The organism is Actinomadura luteofluorescens (assembly GCF_013409365.1).
GTDB classification, from domain to species: domain Bacteria; phylum Actinomycetota; class Actinomycetes; order Streptosporangiales; family Streptosporangiaceae; genus Spirillospora; species Spirillospora luteofluorescens.
Genome location: NZ_JACCBA010000001.1, coordinates 7,203,872 through 7,222,326 on the forward strand (window position 1 = coordinate 7,203,872; position 18,455 = coordinate 7,222,326).

General features: G+C 71.6%; 21 protein-coding genes and 1 tRNA gene. 13 read left to right on the forward strand and 9 right to left on the reverse strand.

Annotated features, from left to right (window positions below):
• Position 1: 1 nt before the first annotated feature.
• A complete protein-coding gene (locus BJY14_RS33455) occupies positions 2-1,180 on the reverse strand; it encodes a saccharopine dehydrogenase family protein (RefSeq protein ID WP_179847263.1) in 1,179 nt (392 codons plus the stop codon).
• A 182-nt stretch (positions 1,181-1,362) separates the two neighbouring features.
• On the opposite strand from BJY14_RS33455, the gene BJY14_RS33460 reads away from it, so the two are divergent.
• Complete coding sequence (locus BJY14_RS33460; RefSeq protein WP_179847264.1) at positions 1,363-1,539, forward strand: hypothetical protein; 177 nt, start codon at positions 1,363-1,365, stop codon at positions 1,537-1,539.
• Here BJY14_RS33460 and BJY14_RS33465 read toward each other — a convergent pair.
• Positions 1,496-2,410, reverse strand: coding sequence for a LysR substrate-binding domain-containing protein (locus tag BJY14_RS33465; RefSeq protein WP_179847265.1), 915 nt, complete (start codon positions 2,408-2,410; stop codon positions 1,496-1,498). The two genes, BJY14_RS33460 and BJY14_RS33465, sit on opposite strands and share 44 nt — an antisense overlap.
• 210 nt (positions 2,411-2,620) lie before the next feature.
• On the opposite strand from BJY14_RS33465, the gene BJY14_RS33470 reads away from it, so the two are divergent.
• The 10 genes from BJY14_RS33470 to BJY14_RS33515 all read left to right on the forward strand — a co-directional run bounded on the left by BJY14_RS33470 (position 2,621) and on the right by BJY14_RS33515 (position 10,912).
• The gene (locus BJY14_RS33470) at positions 2,621-4,054 is read left to right on the forward strand and encodes a form I ribulose bisphosphate carboxylase large subunit (protein WP_179847266.1); all 1,434 of its coding nucleotides are present in this window, start codon (positions 2,621-2,623) and stop codon (positions 4,052-4,054) included.
• Position 4,055: 1 nt separating this feature from the next.
• Positions 4,056-4,484 (forward strand): ribulose bisphosphate carboxylase small subunit, encoded by a 429-nt coding sequence (locus BJY14_RS33475; RefSeq protein WP_179847267.1) that lies wholly within the window; start codon positions 4,056-4,058, stop codon positions 4,482-4,484.
• On the forward strand, positions 4,481-5,452 hold the full coding sequence (gene cbbX, locus BJY14_RS33480) for a CbbX protein (protein WP_246396202.1): 972 nt from the start codon (positions 4,481-4,483) through the stop codon (positions 5,450-5,452). The genes BJY14_RS33475 and cbbX overlap by 4 nt, the downstream gene beginning before the upstream one ends.
• Before the next feature lie 303 nt (positions 5,453-5,755).
• Positions 5,756-6,664 carry a proteasome assembly chaperone family protein gene (locus BJY14_RS33485; protein ID WP_218905701.1) on the forward strand — a complete coding sequence of 303 codons (909 nt, stop codon included), beginning with the start codon at positions 5,756-5,758 and terminating at the stop codon, positions 6,662-6,664.
• A 49-nt stretch (positions 6,665-6,713) separates the two neighbouring features.
• The gene (locus BJY14_RS33490) at positions 6,714-7,133 is read left to right on the forward strand and encodes a CBS domain-containing protein (RefSeq protein ID WP_179847268.1); all 420 of its coding nucleotides are present in this window, start codon (positions 6,714-6,716) and stop codon (positions 7,131-7,133) included.
• Entirely contained in the window at positions 7,130-7,765 is a 636-nt protein-coding gene (locus BJY14_RS33495; protein ID WP_179847269.1) for a dienelactone hydrolase family protein, read from the forward strand. Before BJY14_RS33490 ends, BJY14_RS33495 begins: the two co-directional genes overlap by 4 nt.
• Before the next feature lie 97 nt (positions 7,766-7,862).
• Positions 7,863-8,255 (forward strand): nuclear transport factor 2 family protein, encoded by a 393-nt coding sequence (locus BJY14_RS33500; RefSeq protein ID WP_179847270.1) that lies wholly within the window; start codon positions 7,863-7,865, stop codon positions 8,253-8,255.
• Between the two features lie 78 nt (positions 8,256-8,333).
• Complete coding sequence (locus BJY14_RS33505) at positions 8,334-9,278, forward strand: AraC-like ligand-binding domain-containing protein (RefSeq protein ID WP_179847271.1); 945 nt, start codon at positions 8,334-8,336, stop codon at positions 9,276-9,278.
• A gap of 71 nt (positions 9,279-9,349) precedes the next feature.
• A complete protein-coding gene (locus BJY14_RS33510) occupies positions 9,350-10,786 on the forward strand; it encodes an aldehyde dehydrogenase family protein (protein ID WP_179847272.1) in 1,437 nt (478 codons plus the stop codon).
• A 54-nt stretch (positions 10,787-10,840) separates the two neighbouring features.
• Positions 10,841-10,912 (forward strand) — tRNA-Val (locus BJY14_RS33515).
• Positions 10,913-10,953: 41 nt separating this feature from the next.
• On the opposite strand, the gene BJY14_RS45880 is transcribed toward BJY14_RS33515, so the two are convergent.
• The 3 genes from BJY14_RS45880 to BJY14_RS33530 all read right to left on the reverse strand — a co-directional run bounded on the left by BJY14_RS45880 (position 10,954) and on the right by BJY14_RS33530 (position 13,189).
• Positions 10,954-11,259 (reverse strand): site-specific integrase, encoded by a 306-nt coding sequence (locus tag BJY14_RS45880; RefSeq protein WP_246396204.1) that lies wholly within the window; start codon positions 11,257-11,259, stop codon positions 10,954-10,956.
• Entirely contained in the window at positions 11,249-12,208 is a 960-nt protein-coding gene (locus BJY14_RS33525) for a hypothetical protein (protein WP_218905702.1), read from the reverse strand. The genes BJY14_RS45880 and BJY14_RS33525 overlap by 11 nt, the downstream gene beginning before the upstream one ends.
• Before the next feature lie 558 nt (positions 12,209-12,766).
• A complete protein-coding gene (locus BJY14_RS33530; RefSeq protein ID WP_179847273.1) occupies positions 12,767-13,189 on the reverse strand; it encodes a hypothetical protein in 423 nt (140 codons plus the stop codon).
• Between the two features lie 182 nt (positions 13,190-13,371).
• Here BJY14_RS33530 and BJY14_RS33535 point away from each other — a divergent pair, with 182 nt between their 5' ends.
• On the forward strand, positions 13,372-13,743 hold the full coding sequence (locus BJY14_RS33535) for a hypothetical protein (protein ID WP_179847274.1): 372 nt from the start codon (positions 13,372-13,374) through the stop codon (positions 13,741-13,743).
• 214 nt (positions 13,744-13,957) lie between these two features.
• Complete coding sequence (locus BJY14_RS33540) at positions 13,958-14,410, forward strand: hypothetical protein (protein WP_179847275.1); 453 nt, start codon at positions 13,958-13,960, stop codon at positions 14,408-14,410.
• 109 nt (positions 14,411-14,519) lie between these two features.
• Here the strand turns inward: BJY14_RS33540 and BJY14_RS33545 are convergent, their stop codons facing one another.
• The 4 genes from BJY14_RS33545 to BJY14_RS33560 all read right to left on the reverse strand — a co-directional run bounded on the left by BJY14_RS33545 (position 14,520) and on the right by BJY14_RS33560 (position 18,444).
• A complete protein-coding gene (locus BJY14_RS33545; RefSeq protein ID WP_179847276.1) occupies positions 14,520-15,104 on the reverse strand; it encodes a DUF1877 family protein in 585 nt (194 codons plus the stop codon).
• 37 nt (positions 15,105-15,141) lie between these two features.
• Complete coding sequence (locus BJY14_RS33550) at positions 15,142-16,209, reverse strand: barstar family protein (protein WP_179847277.1); 1,068 nt, start codon at positions 16,207-16,209, stop codon at positions 15,142-15,144.
• A gap of 55 nt (positions 16,210-16,264) precedes the next feature.
• Positions 16,265-16,951, reverse strand: a complete 687-nt coding sequence (locus tag BJY14_RS33555) for a DUF899 domain-containing protein (protein WP_179847278.1) — start codon at positions 16,949-16,951, stop codon at positions 16,265-16,267.
• A 113-nt stretch (positions 16,952-17,064) separates the two neighbouring features.
• The gene (locus tag BJY14_RS33560) at positions 17,065-18,444 is read right to left on the reverse strand and encodes an alpha/beta hydrolase family protein (protein ID WP_179847279.1); all 1,380 of its coding nucleotides are present in this window, start codon (positions 18,442-18,444) and stop codon (positions 17,065-17,067) included.
• Between the last annotated feature and the right edge of the window lie 11 nt (positions 18,445-18,455).

The window sequence follows — 18,455 nt, forward strand, 5'->3', positions numbered from 1 at the left end:
CTCAGCCCGCGTCGATGACCCGGAAGGCGATCCCGGCCTTGACGAGCCGGTCGACGAGCGCGTCGCCCATCGCGGCGGCCGTCGTGACCTGCCCGGACGTCGCGGGCAGATCGTCGTGGGCGAGGCACAGCGCCGACTCGGCGAGCATCTTCGCCGTCTCGGTGTATCCGGGGTCGCCGCCCGCGACCTCGGTCACGACGCGCCGGCCGCCGCCCTCCCCGACGAACTTCACGCTGAACCAGTTGCGGGCGCGGCGCTCCTCCGACGGCCCGTCGCCGGGCGTCCGGAGCCGCAGCAGGAGGCTGCGGGTCGGGGGGAGCGCGGCGAGGGCCAGCAGGGCGCCGGAGCCCGCCGCCATCCCCGCCGCGGTGGCGAGCCGCTTGACCGCGACGTAGTGGCCGTAGGAGAAGTCGGGGCCGTACCGGTCGAGGGCCGCGGCGGACCGCACCACGATCTGGGGGTCGATGGTGGGCAGCGGCAGCGTCCAGCCGCCCCCGACGCGGGCCTTCGGCGCCGGGCGGCGCGAGATCCGCACCGTGCGCCCGGCGGGAGGCGTCTCCACCTTGCGGCGCTCGCGCTCGGCGCGCACCATCCCGGCGGCGTCGCCGAAGATGCCGACGGCCGAGTGCAGGGTGCCGCCGGACGCGTCCCCGCGCACCCGCAGGAACCCCTCGACGTGCAGGGGGACGTTCTCGGGGAGCTGCTTGACCGTGAAGTACACGCCGAGGTCGTGCGGGATCGAGTCGAACCCGCAGGCGTGCACGATCCGGGCCCCGCTGCGCACCGCGGCGTCGTGGTACTTCACGTACATCCGGTCCACGAACGTGGGCTCGCCGGTGAGGTCGACGTAGTCGGTGCCGGCGCGCGCGCACGCCGCCACCAGGGGCTCGCCGTACTTGACGTAGGGGCCGACCGTCGTGATGACGACCCGCGCCGACTCCGCGATCTCCTCGATCGACGCCGCGTCGGTGGTGTCGGCGTGCAGCAGCGGCAGTTCGGCGCACGCCGGGTCGAGCTCCGCCAGCCGGTCGCGCACGGCCGCCAGCTTCGCCTGGTTGCGCCCCGCCAGCGCCCAGCGCGTGCCGGGACCGGCGTGCCGGGCGAGGTATTCGGCGGTGAGGGCACCGGTGAAGCCGGTGGCGCCGAACAGGACGACGTCGTACGGGCGGTCGGCGGTCATGGAGGCCCCTTTCACGGTTCCGAACACGATTCTGACGCGATCGGGGCCGTTCATGCGCGCCGCAGCGCCGATGTGAGGGACCGCACTGTGAGGACCGCGTTGTGAAGAGCGCATTGTGAAGACCACACCTGCGAAGGGCCGCGCTCCTCTAGGGTTGCACCGATGATGCGGATGGTGAGGGTATGACCGGGCTCGCCGTGGCGATGGACGTCGTCGCCGCCGGCTTCCTCGTGAGCTTCGTGGTCCTGCTGGCGCGCCGGAGCTCCGCCCCGTCCGGCGAGGGCGGGCGGTCCGTCGCGATGATCCTGATCGCCGTCAGCCTTGGCCTGCTGTCGGTGTCGCTGTGGAGCCTTCCGTAGCCACCGCGGCCGGGCGCCAGCCGGGCGCGTCCAGCAGGTGCCGGACGAACAGCAGCGTCGTCGCCGTCGGCGCCGCGCCCGCGACCGCGTGCCACGGCCTGTCCAGGGGCATCCCCGGCGCGCCGACCACCACGAGCCGCCCGGCCTCCAGCTCCGCGCCGACGGCGTCCCGCGAGACCAGCGCCACGCCCAGCCCCGCCGCCGCGCCGGCGATCACCGCGCCGTTCGAGCCGAGCACCAGCCGCGGCGGCGCCGCCTCCCGCTCGGCCAGGTAGGCGTCCGCGCTCGCCCGCGTCCCCGACCCGGGCTCGCGCATCACCCACGGCGTGCGGGCCAGGGCGAACCCGGCCGCCAGGTCCGGCGCTCCCACGACGACCAGCTCGTTCGGCCGCCTGGCCAGCACGGTCGCCGCGACCCCGGCGGGCGGGCGGCCCGCCAGCACGAGGTCGGCCTCGTGCGCGGCGAGGCTGCTCCACACCTGGCGGCGCGGCCCCACCTCCAGCGCCAGCTCCACGTCCGGCCAGCGCGCCCGGAACGAGGCCAGCAGCTCGGGGAGGACCTGGTCGGCGGCCGTCGTCACCGCCGCCAGCCGCAGCGGCCCGCGCCCCGGGTCGGCCGCGCCGCGCGCCGCCGCGCGCCCCTCCTCCAGCAGCCCGAGCACCTGCCGCGCGTACCCGGCGTAGACGGCGCCCGCGCCGGTCAGCCGGACGCCGCGCCCCTCCCGCCGGACGAGGGGGACGCCCAGCTCCCGGGTCAGCGCCGCGACCGCGGCCGACACCGCCGACTCGGTCACGTACAGCCGCCGCGCCGCCGACCGCACCGACCCGGTGTCGGCGAGCGCGACGAGCGCCCGCAGCCGCGCCTCCGTCACGTCCCGCCTCCTCGTTCAAGCGAATGCTTGACGGTCACCGTAGAACACTTGATGGACATCGCAAGTGTCGGAGGGCGATTCTCGGACGCGTCACGGTTGCACGTGGCCGGGACGCGGCGCTCCACCCCGATCCCCTGGGACATGCCGTCCTCCACTGGGGCGGCGCGCCGCGTCCCGTCCATTCCAGGCTTCGGCTGAAGGAGAGCGGCGATGAGCGCGGGCAGATGGTCGGCGGGCGTGATCCCCTACGCGGAGATGGGCTACTGGCGTCCGGACTACGAGCCGAAGGACAGCGACATCCTCGCCGCCTTCCGCATCACGCCCCAGCAGGGCGTGCCGCCGGAGGAGGCGGGCGCGGCCGTCGCGGGCGAGTCGTCCACCGCGACGTGGACGGTCGTGTGGACCGACCGGCTCACCTCCTACGAGAACTACCAGGGCAAGTGCTACAAGGTGGAGCCCGTCCCCGGGCAGGGCGACCAGTTCATCGCCTACATCGCCTACGACCTCGACCTGTTCGAGGAGGGCTCGATCGCGAACCTGACGTCGTCCATCATCGGGAACGTCTTCGGGTTCAAGGCGCTCAAGGCCCTGCGGCTGGAGGACATGCGGATCCCGACCCACTACGTGAAGACGTTCCAGGGCCCGGCGCACGGCATCGTCATGGAACGCGAGTACCTCGGCAAGTTCGGCCGCCCCCTACTGGGCGCGACCGTCAAGCCGAAGCTCGGCCTGTCGGCCCGCAACTACGGCCGCGTCGTCTACGAGGCCCTGCGCGGCGGCCTCGACTTCACCAAGGACGACGAGAACATCAACTCCCAGCCGTTCATGCGCTGGCGCGACCGCTTCCTGTACTGCATGGAGGGCGTCAACCGGGCGCAGGCCGCGACGGGCGAGGTCAAGGGCCACTACCTCAACGTCACCGCCGCGACGATGGAGGACATGTACGAGCGCGCCGAGCTCGCCAAGGAGCTCGGCAGCGTCATCGTGATGATCGACCTCACGATCGGCTACACGGCGATCCAGTCCATGGCCAAGTGGGCGCGCAGGAACGGCGTCATCCTGCACCTGCACCGCGCGGGCCACTCCACCTACACGCGGCAGAAGACCCACGGCGTGAACTTCCGCGTCATCGCCAAGTGGATGCGCCTCGCGGGCGTCGACCACATCCACGCCGGGACGGTCGTAGGCAAGCTCGAAGGCGACCCCAACAGCGTCCGCGGCTACTACGACACCCTCCGCCTCGACCGCGTGGAGGCCGACCCGGTGAAGGGCCTGTACTTCGACCAGGAGTGGGCGTCGATGCCGGGCACGATGCCCGTCGCGTCCGGCGGCATCCACGCCGGGCAGATGCACCAGCTCCTGCACTACCTGGGCGAGGACTCGATCCTGCAGTTCGGCGGCGGGACGATCGGCCACCCGATGGGCATCGCCGCCGGCGCCGCCGCCAACCGCGTCGCGCTGGAGGCCATGATCAAGGCGCGGAACGAGGGCCGCGACTACCTGGCCGAGGGGCCGGACATCCTGCGCGCCGCCGCCAAGCACAGCCGCGAACTGGACGTCGCCCTGTCCACCTGGGGCGACATCACCTTCACCTACGAGTCCACCGACACCCCCGACGCCGCCCCGACCCCCGTGAGCGTGTGACATGCGGATCACCCAAGGCACCTTCTCCTACCTGCCCGACCTCACCGACGAGGACATCGCCGAGCAGATCGCCTACGCCCTGGACCAGGGCTGGCCGTGCTCGGTCGAGTTCACCGACGACCCCCACCCGCGCAACTCCTACTGGGAGATGTGGGGCCTGCCGATGTTCGACCTCACCGACCCGGCCGGCGTCCTGTACGAGGTCAACGAGTGCCGCAAGGCCTACCCGGACCGCTACGTCCGGCTGACCGCCTACGACGCCCGCTACGGGCGGCAGACGACGGCGCTGTCGTTCATCGTCCAGCGCCCGGCCGAGGAGCCCGGCTTCCGCCTCGACCGGACGGAGACCGCCGACCGGCGCGTCCGCTACACGATGCACCCCTACGCGCTCGACTGTCCCGAAGGCGACCGCTACGGGGCGGGACGTTGAGCGACCGCCCCGGCCCGGAGACGCGGCAGAGCTTCGGGATGCGGCGGAACGGCTCCCCGGTGGCGGACCTCCCGGAACCCGCCGCCGGGGAGCCGCTCCCCGCCGACGCCCGCGTCGACCTCGCCAAGGAACGCGCTGACTCCCAGGTCGACGCCGTCCTTTCCACCCTGGACGCCGAACTCGTGGGGCTCGCCCCCGTCAAGACCCGCATCCGGGAGATCGCCGCGCTGCTGCTCGTCGACCGCGTCCGGGCCCGGTTCGGCATCGACTCGGGACGTCCCAACCTGCACATGTGCTTCACCGGCAGCCCCGGGACGGGCAAGACGTCCGTCGCGGTCCGGCTCGCCGAACTCCTGCACCGCCTCGGCTACGTCCGCCGCGGCCACCTGGTCTCCGTCACCCGCGACGACCTCGTGGGCCAGTACGTCGGCCACACCGCGCCCAAGACCAAGGAGGTCCTGAAGCGCGCCATGGGCGGCGTCCTGTTCATCGACGAGGCGTACTACCTGTACCGCGCCGAGAACGAGCGCGACTACGGGCAGGAGGCCATCGAGATCCTCCTCCAGGTCATGGAGAACCAGCGGGACGACCTGGTGGTCGTCCTCGCCGGCTACAAGGACCGCATGGACTCCTTCTTCGCGTCCAACCCCGGAATGAGCTCCCGCATCGCCCACCACATCGACTTCCCCGACTACGAGCCCGGCGAGCTGGAGGCCATCGGCCGCCTGATGACGGCCCGCGAGGGCTACACCCTCGCCCCCGAGACCGAGCCGGTCTTCCGCGACTACCTCGCCCGCCGCCGCGCCCGGCCCCGCTTCGCCAACGCCCGCTCCGTCCGCAACGCGATAGAACGCGCCCGCCTGCGCCACGCGAACCGCCTCCTGGCCGACCCGGGCGAGGTGGACCGCGAGGCCCTCACCACCCTCCAGCCCGAGGACTTCCTGACCAGCCGAGTCTTCAAGGAGTAGCCCAGGCCCGACGACCCGAACCTGAACGGGACCACCCCCACCCGAGCCGCCTACTGCGAGAACTCAAGCCACCGCCCGGCGGGGCCGCAGTTCCTCGCCGCGACCACGCGAAATTCCGAACGGTTGCGATCGCGTCCGAAGGCGGTCGCGAGCCTGCGAGAGACTGATCGCGACGCGAGCCGGGGCGATGCGATGATCGCCCGCGGTGCTCTCGTCCTCCGGGCCGCCAAGGCCCGGAGGACGAGAGCACCGCCTTGGGCACGGATACGCTTGGGCTGATGGACAGTAGAGGTGGGGGAGAAGTTGCTTAACCCAGAGGATCTGTACGAGCTCGACTCCGACCTGCCGGAGATGACGGGTCCGGTGCTGCTGCACAGCCTGGACGGCTTCGTGGACGCGGGGACGACCGGGCAGCTCGTGCGGGAGCACCTCCTGGAGGCGCTGGAGCACCGGGTCATCGCCCGCTTCGACGTCGACTCCCTGATCGACTACCGGGCGCGCCGCCCGCCGATGACGTTCGACCGCGACCACTGGGCCACCTACGAGGCTCCCGAACTGGTCGTCCGGCTGCTGCACGACGAGGTCGGCAGCCCGTTCCTGCTGCTGTCGGGCCCGGAGCCCGACCGGCTGTGGGAGGGCTTCACCGCGTCCGTCCTGCATCTGGTGGAGCGGCTCGGCGTGGGGCTGGTCGTCGGTTTCCACGGCATCCCGATGGGCGTCCCGCACACCCGTCCCGTCGGCACCACCTCGCACGCGACCCGGCCCGAGCTGATCACCCGCAACTCCTGGTTCGACAAGGTGCAGGTGCCGGGCAGCGCCGCGGGGCTGCTGGAGCTTCGGCTCGGCGAGGCGGGCCACGACGCCGTCGGGTTCGCGGTGCACGTCCCGCACTACCTGGCGCAGTCCGCCTACCCGGCCGCGGCGGTCGCCGCGATGGAGGCCGTGATCTCCGCGACGGGGCTGGTGCTGCCGGTCGACCGGCTGCGGGAGGCCGCCGCCGCCACCGACGCCGACATCGCCGAGCAGGTCGAGGGCAACGACGAGGTCGAGAAGGTCGTGCGGGCGCTGGAGCAGCAGTACGACGCGTTCGCGGGCGCCGCCGAGCGCGACAACCTCCTCGCCGAGTCGCAGGACATGCCGACCGCCGACGAGCTCGGCGCGCAGTTCGAGCGGTTCCTCGCCGAGCAGGAGGGCCCCGACTCGCCCGCGTAGACATATCCCGTCCGGCGCTGGGTACGCGAGCCCCCGAGGGAGGTCTCGCATGGGCCAGAAGGTGAACGAAGTCATGACGCCCGCGCCCGTGGCGGTGTCCCCGGACACGAGCCTGGTCGAGGTCGGGGACCTCATGCGTCGGCACGGCATCGGCGACGTCCTGGTGGTCCACGAGGGGCGTCTCCGCGGCCTGGTCACCGACCGCGACATCGTCGTCCGCGCCGTGGCCGAGCACCGGGACATGTCCCGCACGGCCGTCGCCGAGATCTGCAGCACCAACATGATCACGATCGCGCCGGGGGCGGACGCCGAGGAGGCCGTGCGGCTGATGCGGGCGCACACCGTCCGACGGCTCCCGGTCGTGGACGGCGACCGCCCGATCGGCATGGTGTCCATCGGCGACCTCGCCGTCCAGCGCGACGAGCGCTCGGCCCTCGCCGACATCAGCGCGGAGCCGCCCAACACATGACCACGCTGCGGCTGCCCGACGCCGAGCTGGCGGGTGACCTGGACATACCGGACGGCGCTCGGGGCGTCGTCCTATTCGCGCACGGCAGCGGCAGCTCCCGGCACAGCCCCCGCAACCGCGCGGTCGCCGACGGCCTGAACGCCGCCGGGCTCGGGACCCTCCTCATCGACCTCCTCACCGGGCCCGAGGAGGAGGCCGACCGGCTCACCGCCGCCCTGCGGTTCGACATCGACCTGCTCACGCGCCGCCTCGTCGGCGCCGTCGACGCCCTCACCGAAGGGCTCGAAGCCGCCCCGCACACCGCGGGCCTCCCCATCGGCCTGTTCGGGGCGAGCACCGGCGCGGCCGCCGCGCTCGGCGCCGCCGCGGCCCGCCCCCGGATCGCCGCGGTCGTCTCCCGCGGCGGGCGTCCCGACCTGGCGGGCCCGTCCCTCGCGCGGGTCCGGGCACCCGTCCTGCTGATCGTCGGCGCCCTCGACACCGAGGTGCTGGAACTGAACGAGCGGGCGCACCGGAGCCTCGCCGCGTCCGAGGTCCACGTGATCTCCGGCGCGGGCCACCTGTTCGAGGAGCCCGGAGCCCTCGAAGAGGTCACCGCGCAGGCCGCCGACTGGTTCGACCGGCACCTGTGACGACCGTGCCGCCACGGACAAGCACTGTTCGGGCAGAGCAAAGAACCACGGCACTCTGGGACGCTGGACTTGCTCCTTGACACCGGGAGGGCAGCACATGAGCGAGGCGTACGACATCGTCAAGGCCCACTACGCGGCCTCGGAACGCGGCGACCTGGCCGGCATGGTCGAGAAGTTCGCCGACAACGTCGCGTGGACCGAGATGGCCGGATTCCCCTACGCGGGCACCTACGTCGGGACGGACGCCGTCAAGGCCGGGGTGTTCGGCCGGCTCGGCGCGGACTGGAAGGGCTTCCGCGCCGACCCCGACGAACTGATCGACGGCGGTGACGGGACCGTCGTCGCGATCGGCCACTACTCGGGCACCCACCGCGCGACCGGCAAGGGAATGCGCGTCCGGTTCGTCCATGTGTGGCGGGTGCGGGACGGGGAGATCGCCGGCTTCGAGCAGTTCACCGACACCCACCTCGTCCGCGAGGCCATGAGGTGAGCGGCCCCCGTCCGGGCCTGGCGCGGCCCGGCCCGGACGGGGCACCATGGGGACGGCAGAAGCCCGACCTGGGGAAGCATGTCCACGCTCATCGCAACATCGACCCTCCCGGCCGCCGACCGGTTCGAGTACTGGCGTTCCGCCGTGACGGACACGTTCGTGCCGCTGCGCACCGAGACGTCCCGTCCCGACCGCTTCGACGGCCGCATGCGCGGCACCGGACTCGGCGCGCTCACCGTCACCGAGATCGCCGCGAGCCCGCACGTCGTGCGGCGCACCGGCCCCCTGATCGCCCGCTCCGACCCGGGCCACTACAAGATCGGCGTCCAGCTCGGCGGGCACTGCCTGCTCGCCCAGGACGGCCGCGAGGCCGCGCTCGTCCCCGGCGACTTCGCGATCTACGACACCACCCGCCCCTACACGCTGGCGTTCGACGACTCCTACCGGCAGCTCGTCCTCATGCTCCCGCGCCGCCTGCTGCGCCTGCCGCAGGACGCCGTCGCCGGGATCACCGCCACCCGAGTCTCCGGCCGCCGCGGCGTCGGCGCCCTGCTGTCGGCGTTCCTCGTCCAGCTCGCCGGGCGGCTCGACGAGATCGACGACCACGGAAGCGTGCGGCTCGGCGACAACATCGTCGACCTCCTGGTCACCCTCCTCGCGGAACGCCTGGACGCCCCCGCGCCCGACGCGCGCCGCCGCGCCCTGATGCTGCGCGTCCACGCCCACATCGAACGCCACCTGGACGACCCGGACCTGTCCCCGGACACCATCGCCGCCGCGCACCACGTCTCGTCCCGCCACCTCTACAACCTGTTCCGCGAGGAGGGCACCACGGTCTCGGCGTGGATCAGGGAACGCCGCCTGGAGCACTGCCGCCGCGACCTGCGCGACCCCCTCCAGCTGCACCGTCCCGTCAGCGCCATCGCCGCGCGCTGGGGCTTCGTCGACGCCGCGCACTTCAGCCGCCTGTTCAAGGCCGCCTACGGCGCCACCCCCCGCGACTACCGGGTCACGATCACCTGATACGGCCTCGGACAAGCCCCGTACCGCCACGCACAAGACCGAACGGGCACCACCCCGCCAGGCTGAGCCGCATGCAGACCGGCCTTTACATCAACGGCGAATGGTCCGCCGCAGCGGACGGCGCCGAGTTCACCACCCACGACCCCGCCACCGGCGACCTCCTCGCCACCTGCGCGGAGGCCGGCCCCCAGGACGTCGACAGGGCGGCAGAAGCCGCCCGTTCCGCCCTCCGCGACCGCGGCTGGACGACCATGGCGCCCAGCGCCCGCGCCCGCCTCCTCTGGCGCGTCGCCGACCTGATCGAGGAGCACGCCGCCGAACTGGCCGAGCTGGAGACCCGCGACCAGGGCCAGCCCCTCGGCGTCGCCCGCACGGTCAGCGTCACGGGCGCCGCCGAGCACTTCCGGTACTTCGCCGGCTGGTGCACCAAGATCGAGGGCACCCTCTCGCCGATCTCCCACCCCGGCACCCTCCACTACGTCCGCCGCGAGCCCGTCGGCGTGTGCGCCCTGATCACGCCGTGGAACTTCCCCCTGATGATCGCCGCCTGGAAGCTGGCCCCCGCCCTCGCCTGCGGCAACACGGTGATCGTCAAACCGGCCGAGCAGACGCCCCTCACCACCGTCCGCCTCGTCGAGCTCTGCGCGCGGGCGGGCCTCCCGCCGGGCGTGGTCAACCTCCTCACCGGCGGCCCCGCCGCGGGCCGCGCCCTGGCCGCCCACCCCCGCGTCGACAAGGTCTCCTTCACCGGCTCCAGCAGCGTCGGACGCGAGATCGTCCAGGCGTCCTCCGGCAACCTCAAACGCGTCACCCTCGAACTCGGCGGCAAGGCCCCCAGCATCATCGCCCGCGACGCCGACATCGACCAGGCCGTCGAGGGCAACCTGCAGGGCGCCCTCCTCAACAGCGGCCAGGTCTGCGCCGCCTACACCCGCCTCTACGTGGACCGCCGCCGCGCCGACGAGTTCACCGAGAAACTCGCCGCCGCCGCCTCGTCCCTCCGCCTCGGCCCCGGCCTCGACCCCCGGACGCAGATCGGCCCCCTGGTCACCCTCGACCACCTCGACCGCGTCGACTCCCACATCCGCACGGGCCGCGCCGAGGGCGCCGAACTGGTCACCGGCGGCGCCCGCGCCGACCGCCCCGGCTTCTTCTACCCGCCGACCGTCTTCGCCGGCGTCACCGACACCATGACCATCGCCCGCGAGGAGATCTTCGGCCCCGTCCTGCCCGTCCTGGCCTACGACGACCCCGACGACCTCGCCGCCCGCGCCAACGACACCGACTTCGGCCTGGCCGCCTCCCTCTGGACCCGCGACCTCTCCACCGCCCACCGCCTCGCCGCCGACATCCGCGCGGGCGCCGTCTTCGTCAACATGCCCCCCATCCCCGACGCCGCCGCCCCCTGGGGCGGCTTCAAGTCCAGCGGCTGGGGCCGCGAGATGGGCCCCTACGCCCTGGACGCCTACACCGAACCCAAGGGCGTCTGGCTCCACCTCCCCTCCTGACCCCCGCCGCTTCGCGATCGCCCCCACGAACCAGGTACGCTTTCCCGGCAACGCGGGCGCGTAGCTCAGGGGTAGAGCACTCGCCTTACAAGCGAGTGGCCGCAGGTTCGAAACCTGCCGCGCCCACCCACGTCAAGGCCATGATCCGCTCCCGCGGATCATGGCCTTCAGTGCTCTGAGTGACTAATTGAGTGACTACGGCTCCTGATCCCTTGCTTCGCCAGCTTCGCCGGAGATGCCGTCCTTCGGAACTCGGCGTCGAGGTCCTCGATGTTGAGCGAGAGGACCTCTTCGGTGCGGGCGGCGGTCTCGTACAGCGTCCGCCACAGCACCCGTTCGCGCAGCGCGTGCCCGTCATCGGCGAACGGCTCGTTGAGGCGGTGTTCGGGAGAAGGGCGGATGACAAAGGTAAGGCGGGAGGGGAAGCCCCCTCCCGCCTCTGTTTGGGTGAATGGTGCGATGTCAGGCGACATCTCCACATGCCGCCTTCGACCAGACGTCGAACAGGCGGCCTGCCGAACCGCCGACCGGCCCGATGACGTCCCGCAGCGTCTCGGGCGCCGGAGGCCGAGCGTCCTCCACCGCGGATACCGCGAGCGCGGCGTCATCGATGGTGGACGAACAGACCGTGAGCAGATAGTCGGGAACCTCCAGCGCGGGATCTGTGCACCCCACGAGGGGTGTACCCACGGCGGCGATCAGGGGGAACGCCGTTCCCGGAATCCCGATCGTCGCCTCAGCCCGTGCCGAGGCGCTCAGCGACGGAACCTGGCTGATCTCATATCGGGCCCACAACGCGGGGTTCTCCCTTGGATGCAGACCGACCATGATCCGTTTACCGTCCGTCCGCAGTTGCTCCGCGGCCGCCAGCAGGAGAGCGGTGCCGTGCGCCGCCTCCCCGGTCGCGTCGGGGCGGGTGACGCTCGTCAGGACCAATACCAGCCCCGGCTCGGGCGCCCGCTCCGGCAGATCATCGGTCTGCGGGGAACCGACGACGGTCACCGTCCCCCGCCTCGTACCGAGATGGTCGGCGAACGCGTCGGCCGCCGCCGGTGACGCGGCGGTGATCGTCTGCAGCCGCGGGCGCAACGCCCGGGCGCCAACGGCTTGCCGCGGCCCCAGATAGGCGAGCCCACTGGCGGTTAGGGGCAGCCTCGGAAACCGACCGGCGACCTTCACCGGCCAGTCCCCGGCCCCGGCGACCACGAGCAGGTCAGCGGCCGGAGCCGTTCGTGGTGTCGCGGTCGGCACCGGATCCCCGGGGTTGATCCGCGACTTGTCAGGCACCACCTGAGTCAGCTTCCATCCGCGGCGTTCGGCCTCGGCGAGCAGCGGCTGCACGTGGTAGGTGGCCCAGGGCTCATTCGTCGCTATCAACACCTGAAGCGCTTTGTTCGCCCTGGTACATGGGGAGCGTGACATGGCGTTTCCTCTCATTTGGACAGAGCGACCCCACTTTGAGGCCGCGTACTCAACCGTCAGCGGAGTCGCCGGGAACGCCACAGGGAGAGGAGCAGTGTGTGCTGTGACGGCCTGAACAGCCGTCGTCTTCACCCTCCGGCTCCGGGTCGCGAGTCAGCGGCAACGTGCCGCCTGGCGATGCGAAGCGGCGCCCTCGATCGGGGACTGTCGTCCGGGCGTGGCCACAGGTTCGAAACCCGTCGATGATGCCTGCCTGCCCACCTCGGGCGTGCCGGGCCCGGTCGAGAAGTCGGGGTTCGGTGGATGCAGGTCAGAGCGAGCGCCCGGCCCGTCCGCGTGTTCGCCAACCTGGGCCCTCCCACCCGGGACACGGGCACCAAGTTCAGCGCGGACGTCCAGACGGACACGGCGCCGGAAGGCCGGTCACACCGAGCACGGGGAAGACGAGTCTGGGCAGCGCCTCAGCATCTCGGGGACATGCTGCGCCCGACCACACGGCCTTCCGGACGTCCGCACCCGTCTGCGTTGCCGCGATGACCCGGTTCGCGCATGCTCGACCTACTCGGCGTCGCCGTACGACTCGTACGCCAGGAACTCGCCGAACTCGTCCGCGAGCCATCTGGGATTCCCCCAGCAGCCGCCGTTTTCGGGCGAGCCCTCGTAGTCGATCTCGAGGCCACTGCCCTCCCGGTCCTCCATCATCCCGAGCCGCCGGTTCCTGCTGTACAGGAAGAGCGTGACGCTGACGTCAGAGTTCCCGTCCTGAACGAGTTGGCCTCCCATTATTCCTTCCCAGCACAATTGGAAGCCGTTGCCCTGTGGGGGCGCACTGCGGATATTCACGCAGAACTCCAACCCCTCGTCCTCCAGGAAACAGTTGTCCGTGGGCTCTACGAGCTCGATCGGCTCTTGCAGGAACGTGCTCAGTTCTGCGACGAGCCTGTTGATCACGCCCAGGCGGGGATCATCTCTGCCGGTCACCCGGTATGCCTCCCGAACCGACGATGAAGGTGGCGCTTCCTGCCCTGAGCGTAGGGCGGCCGCGCCTGGTGACGCGAGGCAATCGGACGTCCTGAGCGGGTTGTGGGGTGTCCCGGTCTCAGGACGGTACTTACTGACGTCCGTGATCAGCGCGGGCGCCTACGCAAAGGAGATCGATCCTCATGAAGCCTCTCTTACCCGGTGCCGCCTTCGCCGTTGTTGGCCTCGGCGGCATCCTCGGCGGTGTTCTCGGTGGCGGTCCGGTCGGCGTCATGGCCGGCTTCGTCGGCGCCTTTGTCGGCGGCCGTGTCAGCGTCGCGGTCGTCAACGACGAGTTGTCGAACGTCATCAGCGGCGCCGCGTGGTCCATCGCCTGGATCGCAGCCTGTGTCCTCGGCGGCACCGCCGCCGCCTTCATCGCCGGTGTCCTGAGCAGCGTCATGGGCATCGTCACCGTGCTCGCCGTCATCGGTGGCGGCCTCTTGGTCGGTGCCGTCAGTGGCTATGTCGTCAGCGGTGTCGTCCACGGCATCGTCCGCCTGCGGCGGCACTAGCTCGCCCCCAGGGCTGCATGGTGCCCTGCGGGTGTAGCGGGGACGGCTTACCAGGTCGGCCCCGACAGTGTCTGGTCCCGTGGCAGAAGCCACGGGACCAAACTCTTTTGGGAGCTCAAGATCTTCATCGGCCGGCCGGGCCCGGTGAGGCCCGTGGGCCTGACGTCGGGGCATGTGCTCCGGGTTGTGCGGGAGACGGAGCGCAGGACGGTACTTGCAGACGCTCGTGATCACCACGGGTGCCTACGCAAAGGAGACCGATCCCGTGAAGTTTCGCTTTCCCCTTACCGGCATCGTCCTCGGTGTCATCGGCGGCCTCGCTCTCGGCGGCGCCGTGGGTGGCGTTCTCGGGGGTGGTTCGGCCGGTGTCGTGGCAGGCATCGTCGCCGTCGTGATCGGCGTTCTCTTCGCTGACACGACCGCCAGTGACGAGTCGTGGAACGTCATCAGCGGCGTCGCCAGGGGCATCGCTTACACCGTCGCCTGGGGTATCGGCGGCGCCATGGCCGTCGGAGCAGGCGGCGTCCTGACGGGCGCTTTGGGCGGCTTCGGCGGCTTCCTCGGTGGAGTTGTCGGCGGCGTTGCCGGTGGCTTCTTCGGTGGGGGCGTCGGCGGCTTCCTCGTTCGCGGTGTCGTCCACGGCGCCGTCCGTCTGAAGGGTCGCTAGCTCGCCTGCAGGGCTTGCATGCCCTGCGGAAGTGCAATCGGGGGACGGCTCACAAGGCCGGCCCCGGGTGTTGACTGGTCCCGTGGCTGAAGCCACGGGACCAGGTCTTTCAGCTGATCTCCTTGATGACGGCGTTGCCGGCGGTGGCGGCGCGGGAGTAGAAGGCGCGGACGGTGTCGAAGGTGTTCGCGAGGACGCCGTGTTCCACCATGTCCCAGGCTTCGCCGCTCTGTAGGCGTCCCCAGCCCTCGAAGGAGTAGGGCTGGGCCTCTTTCAGGAACGCGTGGCGGTCACGGATCAGCGCGTCGCGGTCCAGGTCGCGTAGGAAAGCGTCCACCGCGCGCACCTGGCCGGGGCGCAGGAGGCGTGGGACGCGCAGGAGGGAGCCTTCGCCGGTCGTGTTCATGACCATGCCGCCCATCACCACGTCGCAGGCGGGCGGATCTCCGGAGGTGTGCTCGTAGTCCTCGTTCGGGAGGCCGGTCAGCAGGACGTGTAGGGCGTCCCAGGCCCGGTGGGTGTCTATCTCCTCTAGTTTGCCCAGGGAACCGGACGGGTCGTAGCCGAGATCGACGGGCAGGTCGTCCCAGATGTTCCGTAGCCGCCCGAAGCCCGCGTGCAGGCCATGCGGATGATCGAGCAGGGCCGCGACCTCGGCGCCGTCGTACCTGGTCAGCCACATCCAGTAACCCATGGGCCTCCAGTCTCACACGGCGGGCCGTAGGCGCGGATCATGCCAGGGTGACGTGCATGCCGCCCTCGGCCAGGACGTCGAGGGCCTCGGCTAGCAGATCGAGTGGCCGGCCCTCTGAGGTCAGGGCTCGGGACAGGTGCTCCCGGGCGGTCGAGGCGTCGCGCCAGAGCAGGGTGGCGGGGGACGTGTGGCCGAAACCGCCCCTCAGGCAGTCGACCAGGGCGTCCGGGCAGCCGCCGAAGTAGCCGCCCGGGCCGTTCACGGCCTCGCCGAGTGCCAGGTAGAAGCCTGGTTCGTCGGTGATGTGCCGGCCGTCGAGTACGTAGGCGTGGCCCGGCGGGCGGTCGGGGTGGCGGTGGCAGCGTTCTCGGACGAGGTGAAGCCAGGCCTCGCGGTGTCGGGTATCGAGGCCGGCCCAGGCGCCCTCGGCTGCCGGGGGGCCGGTGAACCAGCGCTCCCAGAGGGGGCGTGCGTGTTCGGGAACGGGCGTGAAGCTCGCCGCGACGAGTTCGAGGTCGACCAGGTCCGGTCCATGCCAGGTGCTGATCTTGGGCCACAGCACGTGTTCGGCCAGTGGGGCGCCGTGGTCGTCCCGTACCTCCAGGACGGCCTCTCCCAGATCCAGCGCACGGCGGGTGCCCTTGTTCAGCGCCACTCGCAGTCGATCGCTGGGAACGAGGTTCCGCAGGACGAGTGGGGGCGCCGCCTGCTCGTCCGGAACGATGCGGACGAACTCACGGCAGGAGCCCAGCCACTCGTGACCGTTGTGCACTCGGATCGGGCCCGTGTAGGCCTCGGGTGGGCCTTGGTAGTCGTCCAGGCCGGTGAGCACGAGGCTGTCCGGGAACTGCCGTGCGCTCTCGGCGTCCTCCAGCAGCCAGGGGTCGAGAGCGTCGTCGGCCGGTACCAGCCACACCCGGCTGCCGAGCCAGTGCGGAAGCTCGGCGCGTTCTGGGATCCAGCCGAAGAGTTCGTACGTGCCGCGCCGGGGGTTCCCGAAGAGCCCGTCCACCGTGGGGCAGGTTCCCCAGACGTGGCCGTGCTCCGAGTCGGTCAGCGTGTACCGCCCGGGACGAGCGCCGTTCTGGAGCACGGCGAAGATCATGCCCCGCCCCGGGCCTCGCGTCGACGGCTTTTCCCGGGGCGGGCGTGCGGCGGGGTCAGGCGTCCCGGCCGTAGCGGGCGGCTATCTCTTCGGAGCTGGACCAGCGGGAGTAGGCGGGGGACTGGGGCCAGCCTTCGGGGACGTCCTGCCATTCTTCCTGGCGGCCGTAGGGGAGCAGGTCGATCAGGGGGAAGGAGTGGCTGAGCTGCTCGGTGCCCCGGCCGCTGGTGTGCCAGGTGCGGTAGACGGTGTCGCCGTCGCGCAGGAAGACGTTGACGGCGAAGCCGCCGCCGGGAGGGGCGTCCACGTCGGAGCCGAAGGAGCTGTTCGCGGTGGAGTACCAGGTCATCTCGTTGCCGACGCGTTGCCGGTAGGCGAGGGCCTCCTTGATCGGGCCCTGGGTGACGATGACGAAGCGGGCGTCGTAGGCGTCCAGGAACTCCAGCCGGGTGTACTGGGACGTGAAGCCCGTGCAGCCCGGGCACTGCCACTCCTCGCCGGGGAACCACATGTGGTTGTAGACGATCAGCTGGGACTTGCCGTCGAAGATCTCGGCCAGGCTGACCGGGCCCTCCTCGCCTTCCAGGGTGTAGTCGGGCATCTCGACCATCGGCAGCCGGCGGCGCTGCGCGGCGATCGCGTCGAGTTCGCGGGTCGCGGCCTTCTCGCGGGCGCGCAGCTCGCCGAGGTGGCGTTGCCAGGTCTCGGTGTCGACGACGGGTGGTAGTGCCTTGGCGGTCATGGCTCCTCCAGGGTTCGCGGGGTCTCGATGTGTGGACTCCGCTCGGTCGCCGAACTCATCGCGACGAAGGCCATGGTTCGCCCCCGCGGACCATGGCCTTCGTGGTCGATCGGTCATGGACGCAGGTAGTGGCCCGGGCGGTAGTGGGTGAAGGACGGGGTCGTGGGGTGCAGGCCGGGTTCGGGGTCTGTGTCGAACACCGTCTGGGCGTCGGGGGCGAGCGTGGCGGCGAAGCGGTTGAGCGCCGCCGGCCGGGTGTCCGGCCAGTGGGCGGTGTCCATCCGGGTGAGGAGCGCTTGCAGCGCCGCGATTTCTTCTGAGGCGGTGAAGGAGCAGTGGTAGCCGCGGTCGACGTAGAGCTGCCTCAGGTTCGCCGGGTTGTGGACGTGGGTGGCGTACCAGCGCTGGTTCTCCGGCGGGACGTTGCCGTCGCCTGTCGAGTGCAGGGTGACGACGGGCCAGGGCGTGCGGCCGGACGGGGTGCCGTAGTGGCCGAGGTAGCGCACGGCGGCGGGGTCCGCCTTGATGCGCGGTGCCGCGTTCAAGCGCGCGAGGTCGTCGCGGAGGCTCAGACCGGCCTCGCGGTAGGCGCGCTTCACGAGGGCCTTCTGGCTGGAGCGGGCGAAGAGCGCGCGGTAGTCCACGCCGGTGTTCCAGGACGGGTTCCCGCCGGCGAGCTTCTCGATGTCGCTGCGGTTGGCGCCCCAGAAGGCGCCCCGGTCGTAGGCGGCGTAGTAGACCTGCTGTTCCACCTGGCCGGCGACCGTGTCCGGTGCGGGCGCCCGGGACGTGTAGCGGCCGGGAATGTTCGCGAGGGCGGCGGCGAGGGCGAGGCGGGCGCGCCCGCCGGGGTCGGCCAGGGCGGTTCCGAGGGCGCGGCGGGCGGCGGAGGTGTTGGCCTGCGGGTCCTTGATCCGCACCAGTTCCAGGTCGGGCGCCAGGAGGGTCTTGACCGCGTAGTTGGTGTCGAGGGCGCTGTTGAAGTGGCCCGTCGTGCCGCCGAGCACTCCGCAGAGGGAGGCCACGCCGGCGAAGCGGCCGGGGTTGCGTTCCGCCAGGAGCACCGAGGTCAGGCCGCCGGCGGAGGAGCCGGTGGAGACGGTGCGCCTGGGCTTCCCGACGTTCGCGGTGAACCAGTCGAGCAGGTCGATCTGGTCCTTCAGCCCGGACTCGACCACGCCCCAGCCGCGCGGCACGCGGAACTGGGAGGCCGCGAGCGCGTACCCGTGGTCGAGCAGCCACTGCCGGGTGGCGGGGTGGTTCGTCAGCGAGATCTCCGAGGGCGCCGGGTAGTCGAGGCTGTAGGCGCCGTGGCTCCACAGCAGCAGTGTCCCGTTCCAGCGGGCGGGGACCTCGACGCGGTAGGGGACTCCGTCGATGTCGCCCTCGCGAACGGTCGTGCCGTCGTCGGCGCGGACGGGGAGGGCGACCGCGGTCAGGGCGGCGAGCACCATCAGCGGAACGGTGCGGCAGAAGAGGCGGAGTCGATTCATGACCCGCACCT

Bases quoted from the DNA above. Each gene is read 5' to 3' on its own strand.
- BJY14_RS33455 (WP_179847263.1), bottom strand. From the start codon at position 1,180: ATGACCGCCGACCGCCCGTACGACGTCGTCCTGTTCGGCGCCACCGGC.
- BJY14_RS33460 (WP_179847264.1), top strand. From the start codon at position 1,363: ATGACCGGGCTCGCCGTGGCGATGGACGTCGTCGCCGCCGGCTTCCTC.
- BJY14_RS33470 (WP_179847266.1), top strand. From the start codon at position 2,621: ATGAGCGCGGGCAGATGGTCGGCGGGCGTGATCCCCTACGCGGAGATG.
- BJY14_RS33475 (WP_179847267.1), top strand. From the start codon at position 4,056: ATGCGGATCACCCAAGGCACCTTCTCCTACCTGCCCGACCTCACCGAC.
- BJY14_RS33490 (WP_179847268.1), top strand. From the start codon at position 6,714: ATGGGCCAGAAGGTGAACGAAGTCATGACGCCCGCGCCCGTGGCGGTG.
- BJY14_RS33495 (WP_179847269.1), top strand. From the start codon at position 7,130: ATGACCACGCTGCGGCTGCCCGACGCCGAGCTGGCGGGTGACCTGGAC.
- BJY14_RS33500 (WP_179847270.1), top strand. From the start codon at position 7,863: ATGAGCGAGGCGTACGACATCGTCAAGGCCCACTACGCGGCCTCGGAA.
- BJY14_RS33505 (WP_179847271.1), top strand. From the start codon at position 8,334: ATGTCCACGCTCATCGCAACATCGACCCTCCCGGCCGCCGACCGGTTC.
- BJY14_RS33510 (WP_179847272.1), top strand. From the start codon at position 9,350: ATGCAGACCGGCCTTTACATCAACGGCGAATGGTCCGCCGCAGCGGAC.
- BJY14_RS45880 (WP_246396204.1), bottom strand. From the start codon at position 11,259: ATGTCGCCTGACATCGCACCATTCACCCAAACAGAGGCGGGAGGGGGC.
- BJY14_RS33525 (WP_218905702.1), bottom strand. From the start codon at position 12,208: ATGTCACGCTCCCCATGTACCAGGGCGAACAAAGCGCTTCAGGTGTTG.
- BJY14_RS33535 (WP_179847274.1), top strand. From the start codon at position 13,372: ATGAAGCCTCTCTTACCCGGTGCCGCCTTCGCCGTTGTTGGCCTCGGC.
- BJY14_RS33545 (WP_179847276.1), bottom strand. From the start codon at position 15,104: ATGGGTTACTGGATGTGGCTGACCAGGTACGACGGCGCCGAGGTCGCG.
- BJY14_RS33550 (WP_179847277.1), bottom strand. From the start codon at position 16,209: ATGATCTTCGCCGTGCTCCAGAACGGCGCTCGTCCCGGGCGGTACACG.
- BJY14_RS33555 (WP_179847278.1), bottom strand. From the start codon at position 16,951: ATGACCGCCAAGGCACTACCACCCGTCGTCGACACCGAGACCTGGCAA.
- BJY14_RS33560 (WP_179847279.1), bottom strand. From the start codon at position 18,444: ATGAATCGACTCCGCCTCTTCTGCCGCACCGTTCCGCTGATGGTGCTC.